15 protein-coding genes, 1 tRNA gene and 2 pseudogenes are annotated in these 22,184 nt (G+C 68.0%); 7 read left to right on the top strand and 11 right to left on the bottom strand.

All coding sequences use genetic code 11. The features are described 5' to 3' along the window. Positions 1-17: 17 nt before the first annotated feature. From IPG50_25570 to IPG50_25590, 5 genes and pseudogenes are all read right to left on the bottom strand, one after another. Positions 18-710 (bottom strand): response regulator transcription factor, encoded by a 693-nt coding sequence (locus IPG50_25570; protein MBK6695554.1) that lies wholly within the window; start codon positions 708-710, stop codon positions 18-20. Between the two features lie 69 nt (positions 711-779). Continuing rightward, positions 780-3,035, bottom strand: coding sequence for a hypothetical protein (locus IPG50_25575; GenBank protein ID MBK6695555.1), 2,256 nt, complete (start codon positions 3,033-3,035; stop codon positions 780-782). A 124-nt stretch (positions 3,036-3,159) separates the two neighbouring features. Further along, positions 3,160-5,257: pseudogene (gene uvrC, locus IPG50_25580) on the bottom strand (excinuclease ABC subunit UvrC). A gap of 21 nt (positions 5,258-5,278) precedes the next feature. Further along, positions 5,279-5,716, bottom strand: a complete 438-nt coding sequence (locus IPG50_25585; GenBank protein MBK6695556.1) for a L,D-transpeptidase — start codon at positions 5,714-5,716, stop codon at positions 5,279-5,281. Positions 5,717-6,316: 600 nt separating this feature from the next. Further along, a complete protein-coding gene (locus IPG50_25590) occupies positions 6,317-7,906 on the bottom strand; it encodes a BamA/TamA family outer membrane protein (protein ID MBK6695557.1) in 1,590 nt (529 codons plus the stop codon). 121 nt (positions 7,907-8,027) lie between these two features. Between IPG50_25590 and IPG50_25595 the strand changes: the two are divergent. From IPG50_25595 to IPG50_25605, 3 genes and pseudogenes are all read left to right on the top strand, one after another. After that, a pseudogene (locus IPG50_25595) lies at positions 8,028-9,336 on the top strand (aminotransferase class III-fold pyridoxal phosphate-dependent enzyme). A 169-nt stretch (positions 9,337-9,505) separates the two neighbouring features. Further along, a complete protein-coding gene (locus IPG50_25600; protein MBK6695558.1) occupies positions 9,506-10,249 on the top strand; it encodes a hypothetical protein in 744 nt (247 codons plus the stop codon). A 215-nt stretch (positions 10,250-10,464) separates the two neighbouring features. After that, positions 10,465-12,072 carry a hypothetical protein gene (locus IPG50_25605; protein ID MBK6695559.1) on the top strand — a complete coding sequence of 536 codons (1,608 nt, stop codon included), beginning with the start codon at positions 10,465-10,467 and terminating at the stop codon, positions 12,070-12,072. 21 nt (positions 12,073-12,093) lie between these two features. Here IPG50_25605 and IPG50_25610 read toward each other — a convergent pair whose 3' ends face one another. Continuing rightward, complete coding sequence (locus IPG50_25610) at positions 12,094-12,969, bottom strand: hypothetical protein (GenBank protein MBK6695560.1); 876 nt, start codon at positions 12,967-12,969, stop codon at positions 12,094-12,096. A 127-nt stretch (positions 12,970-13,096) separates the two neighbouring features. Between IPG50_25610 and IPG50_25615 the strand changes: the two genes are divergently transcribed. Next, positions 13,097-13,170: transfer RNA gene (locus IPG50_25615), tRNA-Arg, on the top strand. A 935-nt stretch (positions 13,171-14,105) separates the two neighbouring features. Here the strand turns inward: IPG50_25615 and IPG50_25620 are convergent. The 4 genes from IPG50_25620 to IPG50_25635 all read right to left on the bottom strand — a co-directional run bounded on the left by IPG50_25620 (position 14,106) and on the right by IPG50_25635 (position 16,990). Continuing rightward, on the bottom strand, positions 14,106-14,243 hold the full coding sequence (locus IPG50_25620) for a hypothetical protein (protein MBK6695561.1): 138 nt from the start codon (positions 14,241-14,243) through the stop codon (positions 14,106-14,108). A gap of 321 nt (positions 14,244-14,564) precedes the next feature. After that, positions 14,565-15,071, bottom strand: a complete 507-nt coding sequence (locus IPG50_25625) for a hypothetical protein (protein ID MBK6695562.1) — start codon at positions 15,069-15,071, stop codon at positions 14,565-14,567. Positions 15,072-15,172: 101 nt separating this feature from the next. After that, positions 15,173-15,784: a hypothetical protein gene (locus tag IPG50_25630; protein ID MBK6695563.1), complete on the bottom strand. Its 612-nt coding sequence runs from the start codon at positions 15,782-15,784 to the stop codon at positions 15,173-15,175. Positions 15,785-15,820: 36 nt separating this feature from the next. Next, positions 15,821-16,990 (bottom strand): serine/threonine protein kinase, encoded by a 1,170-nt coding sequence (locus IPG50_25635; protein ID MBK6695564.1) that lies wholly within the window; start codon positions 16,988-16,990, stop codon positions 15,821-15,823. 80 nt (positions 16,991-17,070) lie between these two features. Here IPG50_25635 and IPG50_25640 point away from each other — a divergent pair, with 80 nt between their 5' ends. Genes IPG50_25640 through IPG50_25650 form a run of 3 tightly spaced genes read left to right on the top strand, consistent with a single transcriptional unit; the run spans position 17,071 to position 20,433 of the window. Beyond that, positions 17,071-18,399 carry a choice-of-anchor L domain-containing protein gene (locus IPG50_25640; GenBank protein MBK6695565.1) on the top strand — a complete coding sequence of 443 codons (1,329 nt, stop codon included), beginning with the start codon at positions 17,071-17,073 and terminating at the stop codon, positions 18,397-18,399. 13 nt (positions 18,400-18,412) lie between these two features. Then, positions 18,413-19,567 carry a hypothetical protein gene (locus IPG50_25645; protein MBK6695566.1) on the top strand — a complete coding sequence of 385 codons (1,155 nt, stop codon included), beginning with the start codon at positions 18,413-18,415 and terminating at the stop codon, positions 19,565-19,567. A gap of 50 nt (positions 19,568-19,617) precedes the next feature. Then, on the top strand, positions 19,618-20,433 hold the full coding sequence (locus IPG50_25650; protein MBK6695567.1) for a cupin domain-containing protein: 816 nt from the start codon (positions 19,618-19,620) through the stop codon (positions 20,431-20,433). 1 nt (position 20,434) lies between these two features. Here the strand turns inward: IPG50_25650 and IPG50_25655 are convergent, their stop codons facing one another. After that, a complete protein-coding gene (locus IPG50_25655) occupies positions 20,435-22,042 on the bottom strand; it encodes a DUF2330 domain-containing protein (GenBank protein MBK6695568.1) in 1,608 nt (535 codons plus the stop codon). Between the last annotated feature and the right edge of the window lie 142 nt (positions 22,043-22,184).

Here is a 22,184-nt window from a genome sequence, read left to right on the forward strand (position 1 = left end):
CCTCCCCTGCATAACGCCTACATGACGAGCTTGTACCCGTAACCGTAGACCGTGAGGATGTGCGCCGGCTTGTCGGGATAAGGCTCGACCTTGCGGCGCAACTTCACGATGAAGTTGTCGACGGTGCGGTTCGAGGGCGCTGCATCGAGGCCCCATATCTTCGACAAGATCTCGTCGCGGCTGACGGGCTGCCCCGCCCGCTCCACGAGAAGGCGCATGAGCTCGACCTCGTAGAACGAGAGCTGCGACTCCTCGCCGTCGCGCTGGACCGTGTGCGCGGTGAAGTTGAGGACCGCGGCGCCCACGTTCACGAGCTCGGGAGCCGCCGTCGCCGCCCGCGCGGCGCGACGGAAGATGGCCCTTAGCCGCGCGATGAGCTCGTTCACGCTGAACGGCTTGGTCACGTAGTCGTCGGCGCCGGCGTCGAGTCCTCGAATCTTGTCGGGCTCGCTAGAGCGTGCCGTCAGCATGATGATCGGCACGAAGGGCGAGACGCGACGAATCTCCTCACACACGGCGTAGCCGTTCATGTCGGGGAGCATGAGGTCGAGAATGACCGCGTCGGGTGCTTCGGCGCGCGCCGCCTGTGCCCCTTCCTTGCCGCGTTCCGCCGAGACGACGCGAAAGCCCTCGAACTCGAGGGCATCACGCAGTCCCATCACGATGTGGGGCTCGTCGTCGATGACGAGGATCGTCTTCTTCTGCGTCACGGTGCACCAAAAGCAAACGAGCGCGCGAGCTCTTGGCCCGCGCGCCCACTTACACGACCCGGCCGCTGCCTACTTGGCCCCGGCGTCGCTCTCGTTGGACTTGATGCACTGGAGGCTGACGCGAGCGCCAACGGGGTTACCAAGCTCGGAGAACTTGATGGCTTGCGGGCACGTGCCGCCAGCGGCAGCGCCCGTCAGGTAACACCAGCCGACCTCGGGGGTCTTCTCGCAGGAGTTGCCGGAGAACTTCGCCGGAAGGATCTGCGGCGCTTCGCAGACGACGTTTTTGTCGGCTTCGGCGCCGAGCTCCGCGCGCTGCGCTTCGCGGAACTTCTCGAGGATCTTCGGATCCGGCTTCTTGAGGCCCTTGGACTCACACGTCACGCCGGCCTCCTGGAAGGACTCGAGGATGAGGCACGAGACCTTGCCGTCCTGGTCTTGCGAGAGCTTGTCCGGGAGGCACTGCGACGCGAGCGAGTTCTTGAGGCGGTCGACGATGGCGCGAACCGCGGGACGGTAGCCGTAATACGGCGTGCTCTTGTCCTTCGGCTCCGGCGGGCAGATGGAGGCGACGATCGACTGATCGCCAAGGGCCTTCGCGACAGCGAGCTCGCTGATGGTCGGGTACGCCTTACCCTTCGTCTGCGTCTTGCTGCCAGCGGCCTGGCAGAGCGGCGAGTCGGTCGGGTCGGAGCAGTCGCAGAAGTCGCGGAGGTCAGGCTGCGAGCAGTCCTTCGGGCTCGGCAACGTGAAGGTGCAGGCGTACTGCAGGTCCTTGTTGGCCGTGTTCCACTCGCGCGTGTGGGCTTCGTCGGCGCCGGCGCTCGGGCGCGGCGTGATCGACTCCTGCATGAGCGGGTGTTGCCCCGCGAAGTCGTACTTGAAGGGGTCGTTGCCGAGAAGGAGCGTCCAGTCGGCGGCGCCGAGGCGATCCTTGAACTTGCGGCCCTGGTAGTTGGAGCTCAGGTTGGTCTGGTCTTCCGTGAGGAGCTGCCAGGGGACGCCGCCGATGATGGCGAAGTACACGAGGTCGCTCGTGCGGGGACCGGCGGTCAAGGCGCAGAGCTCTTGGCCCGGTTCCGACGGCAGGTTCGCCGAGAAGAGCGGGTTCAGGCAGGTCGCCTTGTCGGCGTCGTTGCCGATGTAGCGGAGGTCAGCGGCGTATTCGTTGTCGCGATTCGGAACGCGGCGCTCCTTGAGGCCGCGGACGTAGCGCTCGATGGGGAAGCGCGGGTCGATGCCGAAGCGCTGCTTCATGTGGAAGAAGCGGACGTTCGGGTGATCGTTGGTCTCGTCGAGCTGCTTGGCGCAGCCCGGGTCGCCGCTGGCGGCCGAGAGGTAGCAGGACTTGCACGCATCGCTGGCGGGATCCGTGTCGCAGGCTTGCGTGCCCGGGCGAACGCGCTTGCCGTCGCTGAAGAACCAGCCGCGGCCGCCGAAGGCCGTGGGCGCCACCGTCGACTCGTTCTCGTCGGTCACCATGATGACGGCCACGAGCGAGTCGGGGCGGAGGAAGTCGCGGCGCTGCTTCAAGAGCTCGAAGTCGTAGCCGTCGTATTTGACGACTTCGCCTTCCTTCACGAGCTTGTCGTAGGGGTCCGGCTGCATGAGGAACCGGTACATGCTCTCGAGCTGGGCTTCGTAGCCGCAGCCGTTTTCCTTCACGCCGATGATGAGGTCCTGGAAGTTCTGGACCATCGCGGCTTGGTCGGTGAAGGGCGTGGCGCCGACCTGGTTCTTGTCACGCGACTTCGACGCGTTCTTGTCGTTCTGCGGGAGCCACGCCAAGAAGTTCGACGGCGTCGCTTGGCCGACGACCGTCTCGGTCTTTGTCGCGCGGTTCAAGAGGTGCGCGCGGTCGTCGTTGTGACGGGTCGCTTCGTTGCCGCACTGGTCGCCACCGCGGCCGCCGAGCGACGACGAGATGATGCCGATGTGCATGTCGTGGACCGGCGGGAACTCGAGCTTGCCGGCGCTGCAGACGGCTTCGCCGCCCTGCACCTTCGACGGTCCGAGGACCTTCGTCGGATCGTTTTCGTCGACGCAGTCAGGGCTGAGGAGCCGGGAGATGAGGTCCGGAACGGCTTCCTTGAGCAGCTCCTGCTTGTCGCCCATGGAGGCCGAGTTATCGATGGCAAAGAGCAAGTCGACCTTGTCGATGGCCGCCTGTCGAACGACCGCCGTGAAGTTGGTCTTCGTGGTCGGCTCGTTCGGTGCGATGGGGCGCGTGATGCAACCGGACGCGACGGGACCGAGCCCCAGCGCTGTCACGGCGACCACCGCCGCCTTGATGGCCACTCCGAATCTTGTCGTCGGCTTCTTCATGCAAACGCTCCACGGCTCTCCCCAAAGTGGGGGGGCTCACCACGTAGTCGCGACCGGACGGGCCGCGGCGGCAGCAGTAAAGCACAAGGTAGGCCAGAGATGGGCTAGATCATGCTCAGGAATTTCAGGGGTCTCGCCTAGCCGGCTCGCCAACTATGTTGGCAATGGACCCCTCGGTTGGCTCGTCGGGGGTGTCGAGGGCGGGCGATCGCTGAGGGAGAGGGAGAGCGCCGAACTTGTTTCGGAGCGCCGTCACGTGGCGGCGCGTCACGCCCTTAACGGCCAGTAGCGTGGGCTCATCGGCGGCGAGGACCGCGTCAACGGTGCCGAGGGCGCGAAGGAGCGCCTTCTTGGTCTTTGGGCCGAGGCCAGGCACGTCGTCGAGTTGCGAACGAAACCTACGCGCCTTGCCGAGCTTCTCTCGCGCGCGGTTGGAGAACCGATGGGCCTCGTCGCGGGCCCGAGCGAGGAAGAACAGCGAGGACGTGTTGGCGCGCAAGGGGATCGGATTCTTCTGCCCCGGCAGGTAGACGCGATCGACCAGCGCGCCCTCCGTCAGGCTCTCGCGCCCTGGCGAGGCCCACGATGGCGAGGCCGTGAAGGCCCAGATCTTTGGCCGCCGTGAGCGCCACGCCGAGCTGACCGCGGCCACCGTCGACGACGAGCAGGTCGGGCAGATCCCACACGCCGTCGACGCCGTCAGCTCCGTCATGGTCGGCCTCACGGTCGAGCTCAAGGTCGCCCTCGCGGTCCTTAGACACCGCGGCCTCCGCGGGGAGCGCGTCCTTGCTAACGGCGGCGAGGCCACGACGAAAGCGGCGAGCAAGGACCTCGTACATCGCCGCGTAGTCGTCTCCCATGGCGGCGAGGCCCTCGGGAACCGTGCGCACATGGAAGGTCCGGTACCGTTTCTTGTCGGGCACCCCGTCCTTCAGCGCGACGATGGCGCCAACGGTGTCGCCGCCACCCAAGTGCGAGATGTCGACGCACTCGATGCGCCGGGGCAGCGTCGCGAGGCGGAGCTTCTCTTTGAGCTGCCCGAGGCGCTCGAGGACGTCGTCGCTCGTTCGACGCTTTTCGAAAAACGAGTGGCGAGCGTTCTCGTTGGCGAGCTTCAAGAGGTCAGCCTTTGAGCCGCGCTTCGGGTGGACGATGGCAACGCGAGCCCGCGCGCCTCGCAGGTCCGACAACCACTCGGCGATGCCTTCGTGCCCCTCCGGCAAACACGGGACCAGGAGCTCTTGGGGGAGCAATGCGCTCGGCAGGGCGTCGGCGCTCTCGTCATCGGAGACGTGGCGAGCACCATAATGTTGCGCCACGAAGGCAGCGACGATCTCTTCGTCGGGAATCGCTGCGCTCTGCACCGAAATGGACACGACGTCCCATAGCCGACCCCCGCGAACATTGAGCACCGCGATCTCTGCTAGCTCCCCCTCCCGGTACAGACCGATGACATCGCGGCTCACGTCGGTGTCGACGTCCACGACGCGCTGGGCTTCGCGCACCTTGTCGATGGCCGCGAGCTGATCACGGTACACGGCGGCGAGCTCGAACCGCATCGCCCTGGCGGCGCTCTGCATGCGGTCGCCGAGCTCTTGCGTGAGCTCGTCGTGCCGCCCTTCGAGGAACATGGCGACGGCCTGCACCTGCTCGCCGTACCAAGCCGCGTCCACGTCGTAGACGCAGGGCGCGGGACACCGCTTGATCTGATGTTGCAGGCACGGCCGGCGCCGCGACGTGAGCTCCGTGTCGCTGCAGGTTCGCAGTTGAAAGTGCTTGTTGATGAGGTGGAGCGTGCGCCGCGCCGCCGTCGCCGAACGGTAGGGCCCGAAGTAGCGTGCATCGTCCGCGCCGGGGCGACGCACGACCGTGAGGCGCGGCCAGGCGTGCTCGAGACCCAAGCGGATCGAGAGAAACTCTTTGTCGTCGCGGAGCTTGACGTTGTAGCGAGGGCGTCGCTCTTTGATGAGCGAGTTCTCGAGGATCGTGGCCTCCTTCTCCGTCGACGTGACGATGGTCTCGAGGTCCCCGATGGCGCGGTGCAGGAGCGGGATGAAGGAGCGCGTGTCGCTGGAGCCGCTCTGAAAGTAGCTCCGCACGCGGCTGCGAAGGCTCTTCGCCTTGCCCACGTAGAGCAGGCCGCCCGCCTTGTCGTGGAAGAGATAGACGCCGGGCTGCGCGGGCAGCGACTCGAGCTTCTCGAGGACGACGTCGGGGACCATCACCGAGGTCGAGTATAGGACTCAGTCCTCGATGTCGACGACCGTCCCGATGGGGGCGCTCTTTGCGATGAGGTCGATCTCGTCGTCGTCGACGGCGATGCAGCCAGCGGTCCAGTCGACGAGCTTGTGCCCAACCTTCCACGGCGCGCCCTTGGGCGGTGCGTGGAGGCCGATGTCACCACCGATGCGGGCGTCCTTGGGTAAAGCGCCGCTGGCGCGGAGCCGCGCGAAGCGCGCCTTGTCGACCTCGTTGGGGTAGTCGATGCCGAGAAACGTCCGGAACCGCGAGGGCCCCTTCGACACGATGCGATAGCGGCCCACGGGCGTCACCATGTCGCCTTCGCGAAGCTTGGGTCCAGCGCCGCCGGGCCCGAGCGCCGCCGTCGTGCGGAGAACGACCTCTTCTTTCGAAAAGAGCGTGACCGTGTGGTCCGCCTTCTTGACGAGGATGCGATCCACCGATGCCGGCTTGGCCGCTCTCTTGCTTTCGCCCGCGCTCGCCGCCAGCCCCGACCCCGCCGAGATCCCGAGCGCCAGCCCAACGGCGACGGCCGGCCAGGCGCGAGCCAACGACAGAACCCGCGCGGCGCGCCCCCCATGCCGTTTGACTCAAGAGCGCGCGATCGACGACGGGGAGGTCTCGGGCTTCGAGGCATTGTCGCATGACACCTTCGACGTTGAGGGCCGCCACGTCGCGTTCGCCGCCGGGCACCGTGAGGCGAATGCGGTAGACCTCGTCCCACAGGTCGTAGACGACGCGGCATGTCCGCACGCTGAGCGCGATGGGTTCGGTCCGCCCCTCCTCGAGGACGAAGGCGCGCATCGCCACGACCGTCGGCAGGCCGCTCGAAAGCTTCCGCAGGAAGGTCGCGTCGGCGATGTCGCGATAGGAGAAGGTGGCGCGGAGGAGCGCCTTGTCCCACGAGAACGACGCCGTCCTTCGCGAGAGCTCGCTGACCGTCAGCGGCTTCTCGGGCTTCTCGGGGCCGTCTGCGCGTGCCGCTCCGCTCACCGCGAGGAGAGCCGCGAGGACGCCGTGCCGCATGGCGCGACGCGTCGTCATGGGCCCACCTCGCGACGGAAGGGAATGAGCCACAAGAGGTTCGACGAGCCGAGCACGAAGCCGCCGGCCGACGTGTCGATGCGGAGGCCGAGGTTGAACGTGAGGTCGACGGGAATGCGCCTGAAGCCCGCGTAGCCGCGCGGCGGCCTCTTCGCGTCTTCCGCGGTCGTGAGGCCGTAGAGGCCGACCGTTCCGAAGAGATCGACGCCGTACACCGAACGGCGGCCGCGGTAGAGCGGGACGCGGTATTCGCCGGCGACCTTCGCCGCGTAGGTGCCGTAGCGAACCTCACCGATGAGGTTGTCGAAGAAGTTCGGCGCCGCCCGGCGGTCAAAGGCGAGGTCGAGCGTTCGGTCCGGGAGGAGATCGGTCAGGTCGCCCACGTAGAACCGTTCGAAGAGCGGTGCGTCGCCGAGGATGGCGCCGGCGAGGCCCTCTACCCGTACGACGTGAGCCCAAGGCAGCTTCATCCAATGAGAGCCTTGGACCTGAAGCCGTGCGTAGGGGTAGTCGCTGCCGAGCGGCGTCAGCGACGCCTCGGCTTGCGTGGTCACGTAGACGCCGCGCGTGGGAAGAAACGGCTCGTCCCGCGTGTCGTGGAGGAGCGTGGCTCTCACCGTCGAGAGCAGCGAGCTGCTCCGTTGAATGCGAAAATCGATGGGCTCGACGTCGAGGCCGCGGCGGTGACTCGCCGCCAGAGGCAGCGTCGCGTCGACGCTCTCGAGACGGTAGTCGAGGAAGAGCCTCGACGAGGCGCCGACGTCGTGGCCAATGCCAGCCTGACCCCCGAAGCGCTGGTACGAGACGATGGCGAAGTCCTGCGGGCGACCCGTCGGCGACGTGTCTTCGACCAAGACCTCACGGTTGCCGAAGAAGTCCCGCGCGCGATTGAAGAGCACCTGCGCCTCGACGCTGAAGGCCGAGCCAAAGACCTGCGGATCGGCGAAGCGCGACCGAAGGCCGAGTTGGCGATCGGCGACGGCGAGGGCCGCGCCGAGCTTGATGCCCGTGCCCGCGAGGTTGTTCTCCGAGACGTCGACGCCGCCGTAGGCCGTGAGCGGGCGCGCCGCCCCGTTAGGCTCGGCGTCGGCCGAGAGGCCGAGCCTCACGTCGTTGACGACGATGGTGTTGCGCTCGACGACGCGCACGACGAGCACGACGTGCTGACGTCGAGAGCCGCGACGCAAGGAGAGCTGCACGTCGCTGAAGAAGCCGGTCCCGAGGAGACGAAAGCGCGTGAGCTCGAGCTCCCGGTCGTCGACGTCGAGCATGTCGCCGGCGCGAAAGCGGACGAAGCGGAGGATGACGCGGGAGAGCGTCGTGGTGTTGCCACGAACCTCGACGCCCTCGAGCACGTAGCGGAGGCCCACGCGGCCCGGCGCACGCACGAGGACCGGTTCGCCATCCTCGGGCGGAGCTGGCGCTGGTGGCGCCGGGGCCACGACAGGCGCCGCAGGAACCACCGGCGGCTCGTCGGGCGGGTCGACCCCCCACGTGCGGAGCGGCGTGCGCACCGGCTCGGCGGCCGCTGACGCGGCGCGAAGCGTGAGGAGCGCCACGGCGGTCGCTCGAAGGAAGGTGGACAACGCGGCTCTCAAAGGCGGGCGAGGCCCATTGTAGGCCACTTTTGCCTGCCGGCGGGCCCGCCCCGCTGCCCCTTTCGTGATACGAAGGGCCCTTCCGATTCCCGAGGAGAACGCCATGAGCATGTCGGCCGCTGAGATCGTCGAGCTCTCTCGAAAACACTCCATGTACGAGTGGTCGGCCCAGTCGGCCGTCGACCCCATCCCCGTCAGCCACGCGAAGGGGCTCGTGTTTCTTCACGCCCGACGGCAAGCGCTACCTCGACTTCAACAGCCAGCTCATGAGCGTCAACATCGGCCACGGCGATGCGCGCGTCATCAAGGCCATTCAGAAGCAGGCCGAGACGCTCGCTTATGCCAACCCCTTCATGGCTCACGAGCCGCGGGCGCAGCTCGGCAAGCGCCTCGCCGCCATCTGCCCCGGCGACATCGACAAGTTCTTCTTCACCAACGGCGGCGCCGAGGCCAACGAGAACGCCATCAAGATCGCGCGGCTCGTCACCGGCAAGCACAAGATCGGCGCGCGCTACCGCTCGTACCATGGCGGCACCGCCGGAGCGATGACGCTCACCGGCGATCCGCGGCGCTGGCCCGCAGAGCCCGGCATCCCCGGCGTGTTCCGCATCCCCGAGTTCCACAAGTTTGGAAAGAAGGATCCCGAGCCCGTCGACGCCGTGCTTCGTGACACGCGCGACGCGATCATGTTCGAAGGCGGCAAGAACATCGCCGCGCTCCTCGTCGAGACGGTCGCCGGCACCAACGGCATCTTGATCCCGCCCGACGGCTACATGCAGGGCCTGCGGCAGATCTGCGACGAAAACGGCATCATGCTCATCTGCGACGAGGTCATGGCGGGCTTCGGGCGCACCGGCAAGTGGTTCGCCGTGGAGCACTGGGGCGTCGTGCCCGACATGATCACGATGGCCAAAGGGCTCACCTCGAGCTACCTGCCGCTCGGCGCCGTGGGCATGCGAAACGTCCACGCCAAACACTTCGATCAAAACGTCTTCTGGGGCGGCCTTACCTACAACAGCCATCCCATGGGTTGCGCCGCCGCGCTGGCCAACCTCGACGTCTACGAAGAAGACAAGCTCCTCGAGCGCTCCACCAAGATGGGCGCGCTCATGAAGCAGCATCACCAAACGCTGATGGAGAAGCACCCCTCCGTCGGCGCCGTGCGCAACCTCGGCCTCTTCGGCATCATCGAGGTGGTTCGCGATCGAAAGACCTTCGAGCCGATGGCGCCGTTCAACGGCCACAGCGACGAGATGAAGGCGGTGGCCAAGCACCTCAAAGACAACGGCCTCTACACCTTCGTGCGCTGGAACACGATCATGACGAACCCGCCGCTCTGCATCACCGAGGCGGAGCTCGCCGAGGGGTTCAAGATCATCGACGACGCGCTGGCACACGCCGACAAAGGCGTGCGCTGAAGATCGCCGCTGCTCGCGCGAGCGGTTGCCAACGTGTCTCTTGCCGCCGGGCGTAAGCCGCGGCGCGTGACGAACTGTCGCGGCCCTGCCTCGGGGCCGCGTGGCTGGGCCTGTTTTTGCGGGCCTTCGCGACGCGGGCCGACGGCACGGCTCGCGCAAGGACGGCGTCATGGCCCATCGACTCTTCGGCACGAGCTCGCTTCTGGCTCTAATCACGCTCGGCACGTGGAGCCGCGCCGACGACGTTCCGCCGCAGGCGCTTTCCGAGGCCCCGCCGTGCAACGGCGTCGCGGTGCGGGGGCTCGTCCGCGCGGAGAAAGCGCACCATTCGCTGTCGCTCGTTGGAGAGGAGGGCCGCGCCGACTGGCTTCGGCCCGGCGCACGCGTAGGCCCTTACCGGCTGCTCTTGGTGGGCTCCGAGCGCGCGTTCTTCGTGCGGCCGTCGTCGGCAACGTCGTACGCCGTGTGCCACGCCGAGCTCGGCGCCAAGCCTGCACTTGCCCCCGAGCCGGCGACCCGTGTGGTGGCGCAACCGGCCACGGGGCGCGCCTTGCCGCTCGATCACCTGCTGCCGCGCGTGGTACGCACCAGCGAGACCTCGACGACGCTCGACCGCAGCGTGCTCGACGGACTCTTCGAGGATCAAGCCGGCCTTATGTCCCTCGTGCGCGCCACGCCGGACATGGAGCGCGGCGCCGTCGCAGGTCTGAAGCTGACGCACGTGCGGCCCGGCAGCGTCGTCGAGAAGCTGGGCCTTAGGAGCGGCGATCGGCTGCGAAGCGTCGCCGGCGTCGACCTCACGACAACGGAGGCGGCGCTCATCGCGGTGGCAAAGCTCCGCTCCATGCCGCGCTTCTCCCTCGGCATCGTGCGCGGCGAGCGACCGATGCAGCTCGACTTCGAAGTGCGCTAGCGCAGGCAAGAGCGGAGAGCGCCTGGATCGCCAGCGCACCATGCGGATCATCGTCCTCAAGGGCGGCGTTCGCCCGAGTTCGAGCGCGAGCGGACAACGACGCGCCACGAGGAATCGGGGCGCACCCTCGCGGTCCGATTGCTGGCGCACCGGACATTGGTGCGCCGCTGTAGGAGCGCTTGCTGCCGGCGCGGGTGTTGCTCGTGGGGACGCTCATGTGGCGAAGACTTGTCCCCCTCGTGCTTGGCGGCCTCGTGGCCTGCGAGCTCGAACCGATGGACGAGCCGGCGGGCTACCTGGCCGGGCCACCTCGCGATCCGGCAACGGCGTCGGGCGCCGCGGCGGCGGGTGCCGATCCGCCCGGCGCCTCGCAAGCGACCGATGGCGCCAACACCTCCTCGGGTCCAACGCCAAGCCCCACACCACCGCCAAGCGCGAAGCTCGCCACCGGGCTTGCCATCGCGGAGATCGCCCTCTTTCAAGGCGTAAAGGTCACCGTCGCCAAGGCGGGCGCGAAAGCCACGCGCACGGTGCCCATCGTCGCGGGTCGCGACGGCCTCGTGCGCGTCTACGTGACACCGGAGAACGGCTACGTGGCCAAGGCGGTACGCGCCGAACTTCACCTCGTGTCCGATGGGAAGGGACTTCCCATCGCCGTTGACACGAAGACCATCGCCGCCGCCTCGAGCGACAACGCGATGGCCTCGACGTTCAACTTTGAGGTACCCGGCGCGAACCTTCCCGCTGGGGTCACCTTCTTCGTGCAGCTCATCGACGAGGGCGCCGCGCCCGTACCGACGGCCACCGCTAACGCGGCGCAATACCCGGTCAACGGCGTCGCGGAATCGCTCGACGTTGCCGCCGGCCCGGGCGCGCTCAAGATCATGCTCGTGCCGATGCGCTACGGCGCCGACGGCTCCAACCGAGTGCCCGACACAAGCCCCGCCATCCTCGAAGAGCTTCGAAAGAAGACGCTGGAGCTCTACCCGGTCCCGGCCGTCAACATCACGGTTCATGATCCGGTCCAGTTCGGTGGCGTCATCTCGGGCACCGGCGCCGGATGGGACGCGGCGTTGGCGAGCGTCACGCAGCTTCGGATGCAGGAGAAGCCGGCCGCCGACGTCTACTACTACGGCGTCTTCGCGCCCGGGACGACCCTCACCAACTATTGCACCGGGTCCTGCGTGCTCGGCCTCTCGAACCTCGCATCGAGCGTCACCGACGCCTCGCAGCGGGCCAGCATCGGTGTACTTTACAACAACGCGGCGACGTTCGGAACGTTGCCCCACGAGCTGGGGCACGCGCATGGGCGGCGTCATGCGCCTTGCGGCGGCGTCGCCGGCGCCGATCCGAGCTACCCGTACCAAGACGGGACCATCGGCGTCTTCGGCTACAGCATCGTCACCAAGCAGCTCAAAAACCCCGGCGCGACCACGACGCCCCACGATTTCATGAGCTATTGCGGGCCCGAGTGGACTAGCGACTACACCTTCAAGGCGCTCTTTGATCGGGGGCGCGCGCTCGGGGGCGCGCAGGTGCGCTCGCTCGCCGCGCCGCCCGTGTCCCGCTCGCTGCGGTTCCTCTTTGATCGGCAGGGCGTTCTCACCTGGCGCGACGCGCCGCCCTTCGAGACCACGGAGGCGCTCGGTGGCGACCCGCGCGTGGTGACGTTCAAGGATGCCGCGGGCACCGTCGTAGGCGAGGCGACGGCGCACCGATACGACTACGGTCACGTCGACGGCGGGTATTTTCTTGTGCCGTCGGCGCCCGCCGGAACGGCCACTGTGCTCATCGAAGGCGCCGGCACCGTTGCGGCACCGTAGGGCGCGAGCGACGACGAGTCGTCAGCGGCGGCGGCGAAAGGCGACGACGTTGCCCTGACCTTCGGGCCCCAAGGGGCTCGGATCACGGGGCGGCAACGCGAGCACGAGGCGCTCGATGCGCGGCATCGCGTCGGACAGGGCGCGCTCTGCGCGAAGCTCGTCGAAGGCTTCGTCGAAGACGAGCACGAGCAAGTAGATCCCCGCGAAGGACTTCGCGACGTAGCCGAAGTCGCGGCCGCGGTGGATGTGATGAAGCGCCTTTCCGCGACGGAGGCCCGCCATCTCGGGGAGGTTCCGCACGTCTTGCATGGCGCGGAGCGACGCCTCTGGTGTGCCGTCGACGTCGCGAAGGACGAGCGACGACTCGAGCGGCGCCGGAAGCTCGGGCGACGAGCCCTCGGCGGCTTGCGGCGCGTCGCTGTTGGCGGCATCAGCCTCGGGCCGCGCGTCGCGGATGAAGTCGAGGCGGCAGAGTTCGATGAGGCGAAGGGCTTCGTCGAGCTCTTCGGCGGTTCCCGTGGCGGAGCTCCATACGACGGGCGATTGACCGTCCAGGACCAACGCGTCGCAGGCCTGCGCGCGCGTCGCGAGGGCGCGAAGCTCCTCGTGGAGCGCCTTGGCCACCGGGCCCCGCTCCTTGTGCGGCGGCTCCGAAAGGCCGAGCGAAAAGGTCGACGCGAGCATGTCGAGTCGCCGGACGAGCACGTCGCGCTCTTCCGGCGTGTCGAAGAACGTGGCCACTACGACACGGCCATCGCCGAGCTTGGCTTGCATCGTGTTCTGCGACTCGGCCGGGGCGTCAGCGGCGGCGACCACGCGGACGTCGCCGGCGCCGAGCTCCCGACGAATCAAGGCGCATAGACGCGCGTCTGGGGACGGGGGCGGCTCGGTCGACATGGGGGCACCGTTTTAGCCTGGATGGGCTCCTAGCGGTAGCGCCGCTTGACGTCGCCGCCGGCAAGGCGGGCAACTTGTGCTATGCAGAACCTTCGGCGCGGCGGCCGAAATGCGGTCGCTCCGCTCCGCGCTCGTAGCTCAGCTGGATAGAGCAACGGTTTCCTAAACCGTAGGTCGCGCGTTCGAATCGCGCCGAGCGCGCTACCCGGGAAGCAGTGTCAGCCACTTGGGCGCTCGCGAATGCTGTGGCTCGCCTCGGAAGCGTCCAACGATGTCCGCATAGAGGAAGGCGTCGCGGGACGAGCCCCGGAACCTCTTGTCCTCGTCGCGCCAAGAGACCCGCTAATGCACCTGCGCCGGTCCCCGCCGGACCTTGCCGGAGCGCTCCAGCGTCCCTTTGTGGCCATGGTTGGCCATCGCCAGCAACACGAAGCTGGGCGGCCGGGAGACCCTCACCAACGAGCCGAAAGGTTACGCTGAAGCTCACGAAGATTTCGTCCGGGCTCTCTGTCAGAAAGACATCGCTGTCGCTGCGCTCGACGTCACCTAGGACGTACCCGCGCTGGCGCAAACGCTCGTCGTCGCCGGCCGTTGCCCTCGCCTCGCGGGATCGCCTCCACGAGCTTGTCGTGTTGGCGCGCTCACCGTGCTCGGATCTCGCCCAGCACGAGTCTTGACGGTCCCCAAGAGGGCAGACGGGCGGGGGAGTCTATGCGACCGTCGCGGTTGTCTCTTCAACCAGGACCGGGGCAACCCCCGTTGCCAGCCTGCGGCGATCCCTGTAGAACGCCGTGTGCGAGGTGACGGGAACAACCTCATCGCGGTCGGCAGTTGGCAGCCACTCCGCCCACAAGAACCGGTCCGCGGAACTCGAGGCTGGTCCTTCGGTGCAGCGGCGGGCGGCCTTCAATCGTCTTGAAACGCTGAAGCGCAGGCGCGTCGACGCTCGCGTTGAGGGTGCAGGCCGCCAGGCCATCCTCCACCGTGACGACGGTCGCCCACCACCTGGCCCGGATCGTGCCTGCGCACGCCTGTCTCCCGTCCAATCTCTTTCTTCGTGGGAAGCGTCGCCGACTTGGCAGCGTCCCCGAACACGCTTAGAAGTTGCCGATGACTTGCCTCGGCTTGTCATCCCGTCAGCTTTCAAGGCTCTTGCGCAAGTGGCCTTCGACCTCCAGGCGGACAACCTCAGGGACCACGAGGACCGCGTTGTTCTTCCTCAAGAAGAAGCGGACCGAAACGCCGCCAGCGGACGTCAACCATAGTTCTTTCATCCAGACCTTTGTGGTCGACCTCACGGGCAGCATTGCGGGCCGTCGGACCGTACGCACCCCACCTCGCGCCACGTCCGCCCACGGGGCGATGGCCCTCGCTCACTCCGACATGGGCCATCGCGCACCGTGGCCCAAGGTGGCGCGATCGTTCGTGCTTCGACTCGCGGCCGCGGAACGGGAGCAGCGTTCGCATGCACCGAACAGAGCAGGCCGCGTGCCAGCGAGGGAGAGGCGCGATCAGCGAGGGCGCCGCTCAAGGTGGCCGGGTAGCGCCTACCACAGCTTTGGTTGGGCCCGAAGCGGCGACCAGCCTCGCGCCCTTCACCTCCGCGAGCGTCGCGGTTTCGCTGCTGCGTAGACCGGCTCCGGTGGTGCCTTTGGCGGCGGCACCAACTCGATGGGAAGGCGAACCACGACGCGCCCCTGGCGCGGCGTCGAAAACGAGAGCGTCGAAAGCCCTGCCCGCAAACACGCCAAGGGCTTCTCGGGCAACGGGGCGCTCGCGAGCACCACGCCCTCGACTTTACCCGACTGGGCGAAGGCGAGATCGAAGGCCACTCGCTCTGCCAGCACTGGACCGGTCGCGAGCCACGGCTCAAAACACCGCGCGACGTGCCTCGGCACGAGGCGCGCCAGCTCCGCCGCCTCGTCCTTCGTAGGCCCACGCGTGACGGCGCGAACGGGCACACGCTCGCCGCGAGCGACCGGCGGCGGGGCCACCGCGGAGGTGAGCTGCGGAGGCGCCGTGGTGGGCCCCAGACTGCTACCGCAGCCGGCGGCGAAAAAGAGCGTGAACGCGACCAGAACCGACGAAGCGTACGTGCTCATGGGCTTGTACGAGAGATCGGCCGCTCGCCGGGAATCTTAAGGGCGTTCTGACGATTGCGAGAGAAAGGTCGCATGATCGCGCAGCGCGCGGGCCGCCTTGCCTACCGCGGCTTCGGAACGCTCACCTCGACGCCCGTGGCCACCACATATCCCGCGGAGGCGCCGAAGCGCGCGGGCTCGAAGCGAAAGAGCACGGCATCGGAGCTCGCGAGCTCACGGGAGAGAGACCAACTCCGCAGGACGGTGCCTCGGAGCGACGCCCACGCTCGAAACGGAAAGGCGCGCGCGACGACGAACTCTTCCGAGTAAGTCGGCATCTTGAAGTATTGCGCACCGTCGAAGCGCACGCGCGCCAAGGGCGGAGTGACCGGCGGCGGCCAGTCGACGTCGTGGACCTCGAGCGACAAGACGTCTTCGACGGCTCCCGCCAACTGAACGCGGGCGTGCGGCCCAAGCACGCTCGACAGCTCGCTCATCGACGCGCGGAAGCGCTCGTCTGCGTCAGGCAGCGTCAACGCGTTTTCGCGCCACGCAACGGGAGCGACATCCCGCGCCACAAGGACTCCGCTTTCCTCCTCAAGAACGGCCTCGACCTCTTCGTCAGGGAAAAAGTCCTCGACGAGCGCTTGGGCCCGCGAGAGCGGCAGCACGCCAAGCTCGCCCACGAGCTCCCCCTTCCCTTCGTCCGAAGACCAACCGCGCACACGCCACATGACGCGGTCATGGTCCAACGGCCGATGGCGCGCAAGTCAGGGCGGCGCGATCCCGGCGTCGCCTGACTCCGGTGCCGAAGGCGCGGGGTCCGACGGAGGCGACGCAGGTGCGCTTCGCGCGACGCGCCCCGGCGGCGACGCAGCCGCGGGTTGGGGCGCTCGCTCGGGTCCTCGCGTGAGCCAGGCGGCGCCGACCGCACCGATGAGGGCCCCGCCGACGACGAGGGCGCCGAGCGTCCTTGGCCGACGGAGGCCGGAAGGCGCATCGCCCACCTCGTAGGGCCTCAGCGAGGCCCCCGACGGACCTCCGTCAAGCCACGTGTCGAGGGCCGCCGACATCTCTTGCGCCGTCGCGTAGCGCGCCGAACGATCACGGGCCATGCCGCGGTGAACGATGGCGGCGAACTCTGGGTCGATGTTGGGGCAGGCCTTCGTGAGCGGCGCACATCGACCTGCGACGATGGCCTTCAGCGTGACGTCAGGCGATTCGCTGACAAACGGATTCTTTCCAACACATGCAGCATACATACACAGCGCGATGGCGTAGACGTCGGCGCGCCCGTCGAGGTCGAGCACGAGCGCTTGCTCCGGCGACATGTACGAGAGCGTGCCGATGAGCGAGCCCGTCGACGTGATGGCGGCCTGGCTCCCGAAGAGCACCTTGGCAGCGCCGAAGTCGACGAGCTTCGCGTGGTCATCGCCGTTGCCGCTCTTCTGCACCATGATGTTGCCCGGCTTCAGGTCGCGGTGAATCACCCCGGCGCGATGCGCCGCCGCGAGGGCGTCGAGGATCTGACTTCCGATGCGCGCGACGCGCTCCGGCGAGAGCGGGGCCTCGCGCATCAGCTCGCGTAAGGGTCGCCCCGGCAAGAGCTCCATGACCATGTAGGGCAGCTCGCCGTCGCCGATATGGAAGTCGTAGACCTGCACGATGTGCGGATGCTGGAGCGCGGCGGCGGCGCGCGCCTCGAGACGAAAGCGCCGCAGCGCTTCGTCGGTGATGGGTTGGGCGATGACCTTCACGGCGACGAGGCGCCTTAGGTCTTCCTGGAACGCTTCGTAGACGGCGCCCATGCCGCCCTCGCCAATGCGCCGACGCAGCCGGTAGCGTCCGCCAAGGCAAACGCCAACGAGATCTCGGGGCGCGGGCTGCGAGGGCGGCGGCTCCGGTCGCGCCGCAGGTCCTCTTGTGTTTTCCAGAACCACCGAGGCCACGAAGTAGCACGACGCAGTGCGGCGTAGGTCGAAGGGCCCGGTATAGTCCGCTTCAAATCGCGTCCCAATCGTTGGCGCTGCAAGAATCCGAGGAGGGCGCCCAGGATGCGCACCTCGGACTCCAGATTCAACGGGCCGAGGCGCCGCGGCCCGATCCAGCGCGTCACAGGGGGGAGACGCTCTCGGCGCCCCACAACGGCCACAAAGTCCCGCGAATCGTGCCCACGCGCTTGGCAGGGCGCGTGCACATCCCCGAGCCAATGCGAGCCCTCGAGCGCCCCCTCCCCATCGTCGGTCGCATCCTCGCAGCAGCCGCCCTTTGCGCCTGCAGCGGCCCCGCTCCCGGACAGGACGGCCCCGTGGGCCCCGGCACCGCTGCTGGCGCGCTCTTCGTCGACGGCGGAGCCATCGGCCCCGGAGCGTGCACACCCTCCCCAGGCAACTTCGAGATCCCCGGAAACCAATGCGACGACGACGCCGATGGCAAGGTCGACAACGCGCCGGCCTGCGACGCGAGCCTGCCGGTCGAAGGCACGGCGGCGCACTTCGCCCAGGCGCTCGGCGTGTGCCAAATGGCGGACGCGCAACGCTGGGGCCTTATCGCTGCAGAGTACACGGGAAGCTACGGGAGCTCGCTCCCGCCCAATCCGCAACAACACGGCATCCTCTCGAAGTTCGGGTCGACGCTGAAGCCGCGGCAAGGCGGCGCGCTCGGTGTCCTCAGCTCGGGCTTCGCCCGCGAGTTCAACGGCTCGGCCACCGGCGCGTTTCAGGAAGGCGCCACGATGGCGGGCCCCGGAAAGGCGCCGCCCGGTTACCCGAAGCCCGCCGCCGGCTGCCAGATCGACACGGCCGTCAACGACGTCGTTTCCCTGAAGTTGCGCATCAAGGCTCCCGCCAACGCACGCGGCGTCGCCTTCGACTTCAACTTCATGTCCGGCGAATGGCCTCAGTGGGTCTGCAGCCGCTACAACGACGCCTTCGTCGCGATGCTCACCTCGTCGGCGAGCGGCAGCGTCGCCACGAACATCTCCTTCGACGCGCAGAAGAACCCCGTGAGCGTCAACAACGGGTTCTTCGATCGCTGCACGCCGGGCACCATGACCGGCTGCAACGGCGACCCGCCGGTGATTCGCACCTCGGCCTGCGCCGGCGGCGAGACGGAGCTCTTGGGCACCGGCTTCGCTCAACGCCAGCTCTACTGCGGCAACAAGCCGAGCACCGGTGGCGGCGCGACCGGTTGGCTCACGTCGCAAGCGGCGGTGAAGCCGAACGAGGAGCTCACGCTCGAGTTTTTGATCTGGGACACGGGCGACGACAACTACGACTCGCTCGTGCTCTTGGACAACCTGCGCTGGGAGTTCGGGGAGACTGTGACCGTCACGCAACGCCCCAAGTGAGGCCGTAAAGCACATGCCGTTTCAAGCCATCGACGCTGACGCGCTCGCGTTCGTTTCTGGGGGCGACGACGAGACGCCCGCTGCTGAGGCGCCGGAGCCGGTCGCCGCGCCCGTCGACGAGCTGCGGACTCCCGAGCCGGTGCTCGACGTGCCGCAGGCGCCGCAGGCGGAGGCGCCGCGGGACACGAGCCAGGATGGCCTCTATGGATACGGCGATGAGGGCGGCGTGCTCGCCGCCGCCAACGAGCAGCCGGCGGCGCCGGAGGCGCCCCGGGATACGAGCCAAGATGGCCTCTATGGCTATGGCGACGAAGGCGGCGTGCTCGCGGCGGCGCAGCAGGAGCCATCCGCTCCGGCGGCGCCGGTCGATCCGGAGGCGGCGCTCCGAACCATGGTGCCGACACCGGCTCTGCCCGAAGCGCCGAACTTGGACGCTACGACGCTGGGCCCGGTGGCGCCGAGCACGTTCTCCGAGCTCGATCGCTTCAACTACCAAGTCGACATCGCGCAAAACTATCGAGACCTCGCGAGCCCTCCCGAGCTTCGCCAAGCGAACCGCTCCGACTGCTTCAACGTCGCCGCCATCAACGCCTTGACGGCGCGCGACCCGGAGGCGGTCTCGTCGCTCGCGACGGAGACGCGACGGCCCGGCGTTTGGGACGTGGCCACGTTGAACCGAGAGGGCAACCAGCAAAACGTCTACGTCAACGACACACCGCTTCGGCGTGGCGGCGCGACAACCGACGACCCGGCGCTGCAAGCCGTCTACAACGCCACGACCCAGCTCTACCACCCCGGTCGTCCCGGCGGCTCGCCGGCCGACGCCATGGAGCGCCTCGGCGCCACCACCGACATTCTCCAGCCGGCGGACGCGGTGCAACGCTACCAAGCTGGCGACGCGGCCGTCTTGGCGACGCTCGATCCGAAGAGCCTCGGCCGCGCCGACCCGGCGACGCAGCAAGCTTTCCGCGACGCGGGCCTCGTCGACAATCACGCCTACCAAGTCTCCGCCGTCATCCGCCACCCCGACGGTCGCGACTACGCCGTGCTGACGAACCCGTGGATCAGCGGCACGCCCGACAACCCCGGCAACGTTCACCCGAGGCCGATTCCCGTCTCCGATCTGTCACGCTTCTTTGGGAGCGGCTTCACGGGTCGCCTGCGTTAGAGCGGCGGAGGCGTGCCGAGCGACGCGCATTCGGTGTAGAGTCCGCGGCCATGCAGAAGGTCACGCTCGCCCTCGTCGGTCTCGTCGTCGTCGCCTCGTCGTTCGGATGTGGCGGTGCACCGCCTCCCGCCGCCGCTCCGCCGTTGGCAAAGCCGGCGGAAGCGCCGAAGCTCGAGGCGCAAGCGACCAAGACCGAGAAGCCGAAAGACGAAGCTCCGAAGGACGCGCTCGAGGTCGCCCCGACGGTCCACAAGAAGGTCTTCGAAAACGGCGCCGTCCGAATCTTCGAGGTCACGTTCAAGCCAGGCGAGAAGGTGCCGCTTCACGGCCACCCGAACTCCGTCGTCTACGTGATCAGCGGCGGCAAGCTCAACGTCACGGTGCCCGACAAGGGCACACGGGAGCAGGAGCTCAAGGCGGGCGCTGCGGTCTACTTGAAGGCCGAAGCCCACTCGACCGAGAACATTGGCGGCACCGAGGTGAAGTTTGCGATGTTCGAGCTCAAGCAGCGGGGCGCAGCCGCCGCGCCCAAGGGCGCCGATCCAACGACGCGCAAAGGCTTCCGCAGCGTCTTCGAGAACGACGAGGTTCGCGTCTTGGAGGCCACCTTTGCCAAAGGCGCGAAGGTCCCCGCCGCCGTGCACCCGGAGCACGCGGTCTACGTCCTTGCCGGCGGCAAACTAAAGTTCACCGACCCGTCGAAGGGCAAAGACGGTGTGCAAGAGGTCGACCTCACGACGGGCTTCGGCGGTTACCTTCCCGCGCAGCCCCGTGCCATCGACAACGTCGGCGCCGGCGAGGTGAAGCTCGTCATGGTGGAGATGAAGCCCGACCCGGCGGCCGAAGCGGACAAGCCGAAGAAGTAGGTCACCGTCGGCGGCGCTTCGCCCCCCGCAGAATGCCAAGAACCCCCAGAACGCCCAAGAGGGCTGGCACCGCCCCCGTCGACTGACTCGTCGACCGACACGCGCAACCTCCCCCCGAGTCGTTGGCCGCGATCCCCGCGCACGGGTCGACGTTGGGATCGGTGAACTTGTCGGTCTTCAACACAGCAGGCAACGGCGTCTGCTCCGGGGACGGCTCGAGCTCGAGGTCGGCGGCGGCGCAGGCCTCGCCGGAGAGCTCGGCGCGCATGCGCGTGACCCAAACGTCGGAGCGGTGGAGTCCGAGGAGAGCGACCTCCGCGTCATCGAACTCCTCGCAAGGGGACACACACTCCGCGGGGGAGGACGCGCCGCCTTTGACGTTCGCGTCACCGCGGGCGTCGGTGTTCGCGTCGACGACGGTGCTCGCGTCAGCGGCGTGTCCGCCATCCACAGGGCTCGCGGCCGCGTCGTCGCTTGCGTCTGCGCTCGCGTCGCCGGCTTGCGCTACGCCCGCATCATCGGGCGTCGCGGCATCCACCGGGTTCACCGTCACGAAGGGACGCGGCGCGCATGCGGGCGATTCGGGCACGCGCCGGCAGGCGGCCGTGTAGACGTCGTCGAGCGGCCCAGAGAGCGCCGCGCCTCCGACCGTGGGTTGGTACGTGGGCCCCAGCGTGGGTCTCGTCGCGCGGTCGAAGGGCTTGCCCGCGTACTCCGTGAGCCAGCCGCGGTCTCCTCCGCGCGCGAGCGCGGCCTCGGCGAGTTCGCGGTAATTGGAACGCTTCTCGTTGAAGTTCCACGCGAGAGAATCGCGGTCGACGAAGACCTCGGGGAAGTTCTTCGGGCGATAGCGACCTTCTGTGATCACGAACAACGTCAGACCGACCTTCGCGCCAATGCCGGCGGCGACCATGCGAAGGGGCAGCGTGGCGGAGGCTCCGGGGAAAACCACACGCACCGGTCGCATGGCGCGAGTGCCCGCGTTCGGTCGCAGCTTGAGCGCGAGGAAGTCGAAGCCCTCGGTCGTGTACCGACCGAGGATGGGCTGGATCGAATCGGGAACGGCGAAGCCGTTGATTCGCAACCAAAGGTGAATGGCGTCACCACGAGACGAGCGGATGACGACCGATTCGTAGGGACCGATGACCTTCTGACTGACGACCTCCACGCCGGCGCCGCTCGTGAAGTTGCCGTCGCCGTTCGGGGCCGCCGCGCCACTGGCGGCCGTATCCATACTGCTCATGGAGAGGCCACACCCGCCGCCACCACCACCGCCTCCACAGGAGACGTCCGGCCCCTTCACCGACGGGCGCGTGGCGACATCGAGCGTCTCGATCCACGCGTCTTGCGCGAGCTCGACTTGCGCGCCCTCCCGAACGGGAAGGACCCAAGCGAACTCCGAGGGGTCGCCGGTATACTTCACCTGGTCCCAGAGGACCGATTGCGTCGTCGAGACGGAGAGCACCATGCGGTGGTCCGTCACGAAGCTCGTGCTCGTATCGGTCGCGGCGTGAAAGCAGCCACCGCACGCTCGCGCGTCGTGGAGGTTGAATCCCGTGACGCCCGCGAGCGTCAGTCCCAAAGCGAAGATCGTCGTCCGAAGCCGCATCGCGCTCTCTCCCCTTTGCACAGTCCCCACGACAGCAATGTCAGGGGACAACCGTGTGAAGCCGTGCGGGTCCAGGGGAAATTGCCGTGTCCCCAGCCGCTCGCGGGCACCAGTGCAGGTTGCATGCCGCGCGGGACGAAGT

This window comes from Myxococcales bacterium (genome assembly GCA_016703425.1).
Lineage (GTDB): Bacteria > Myxococcota_A > Polyangia > Polyangiales > Polyangiaceae > JADJCA01.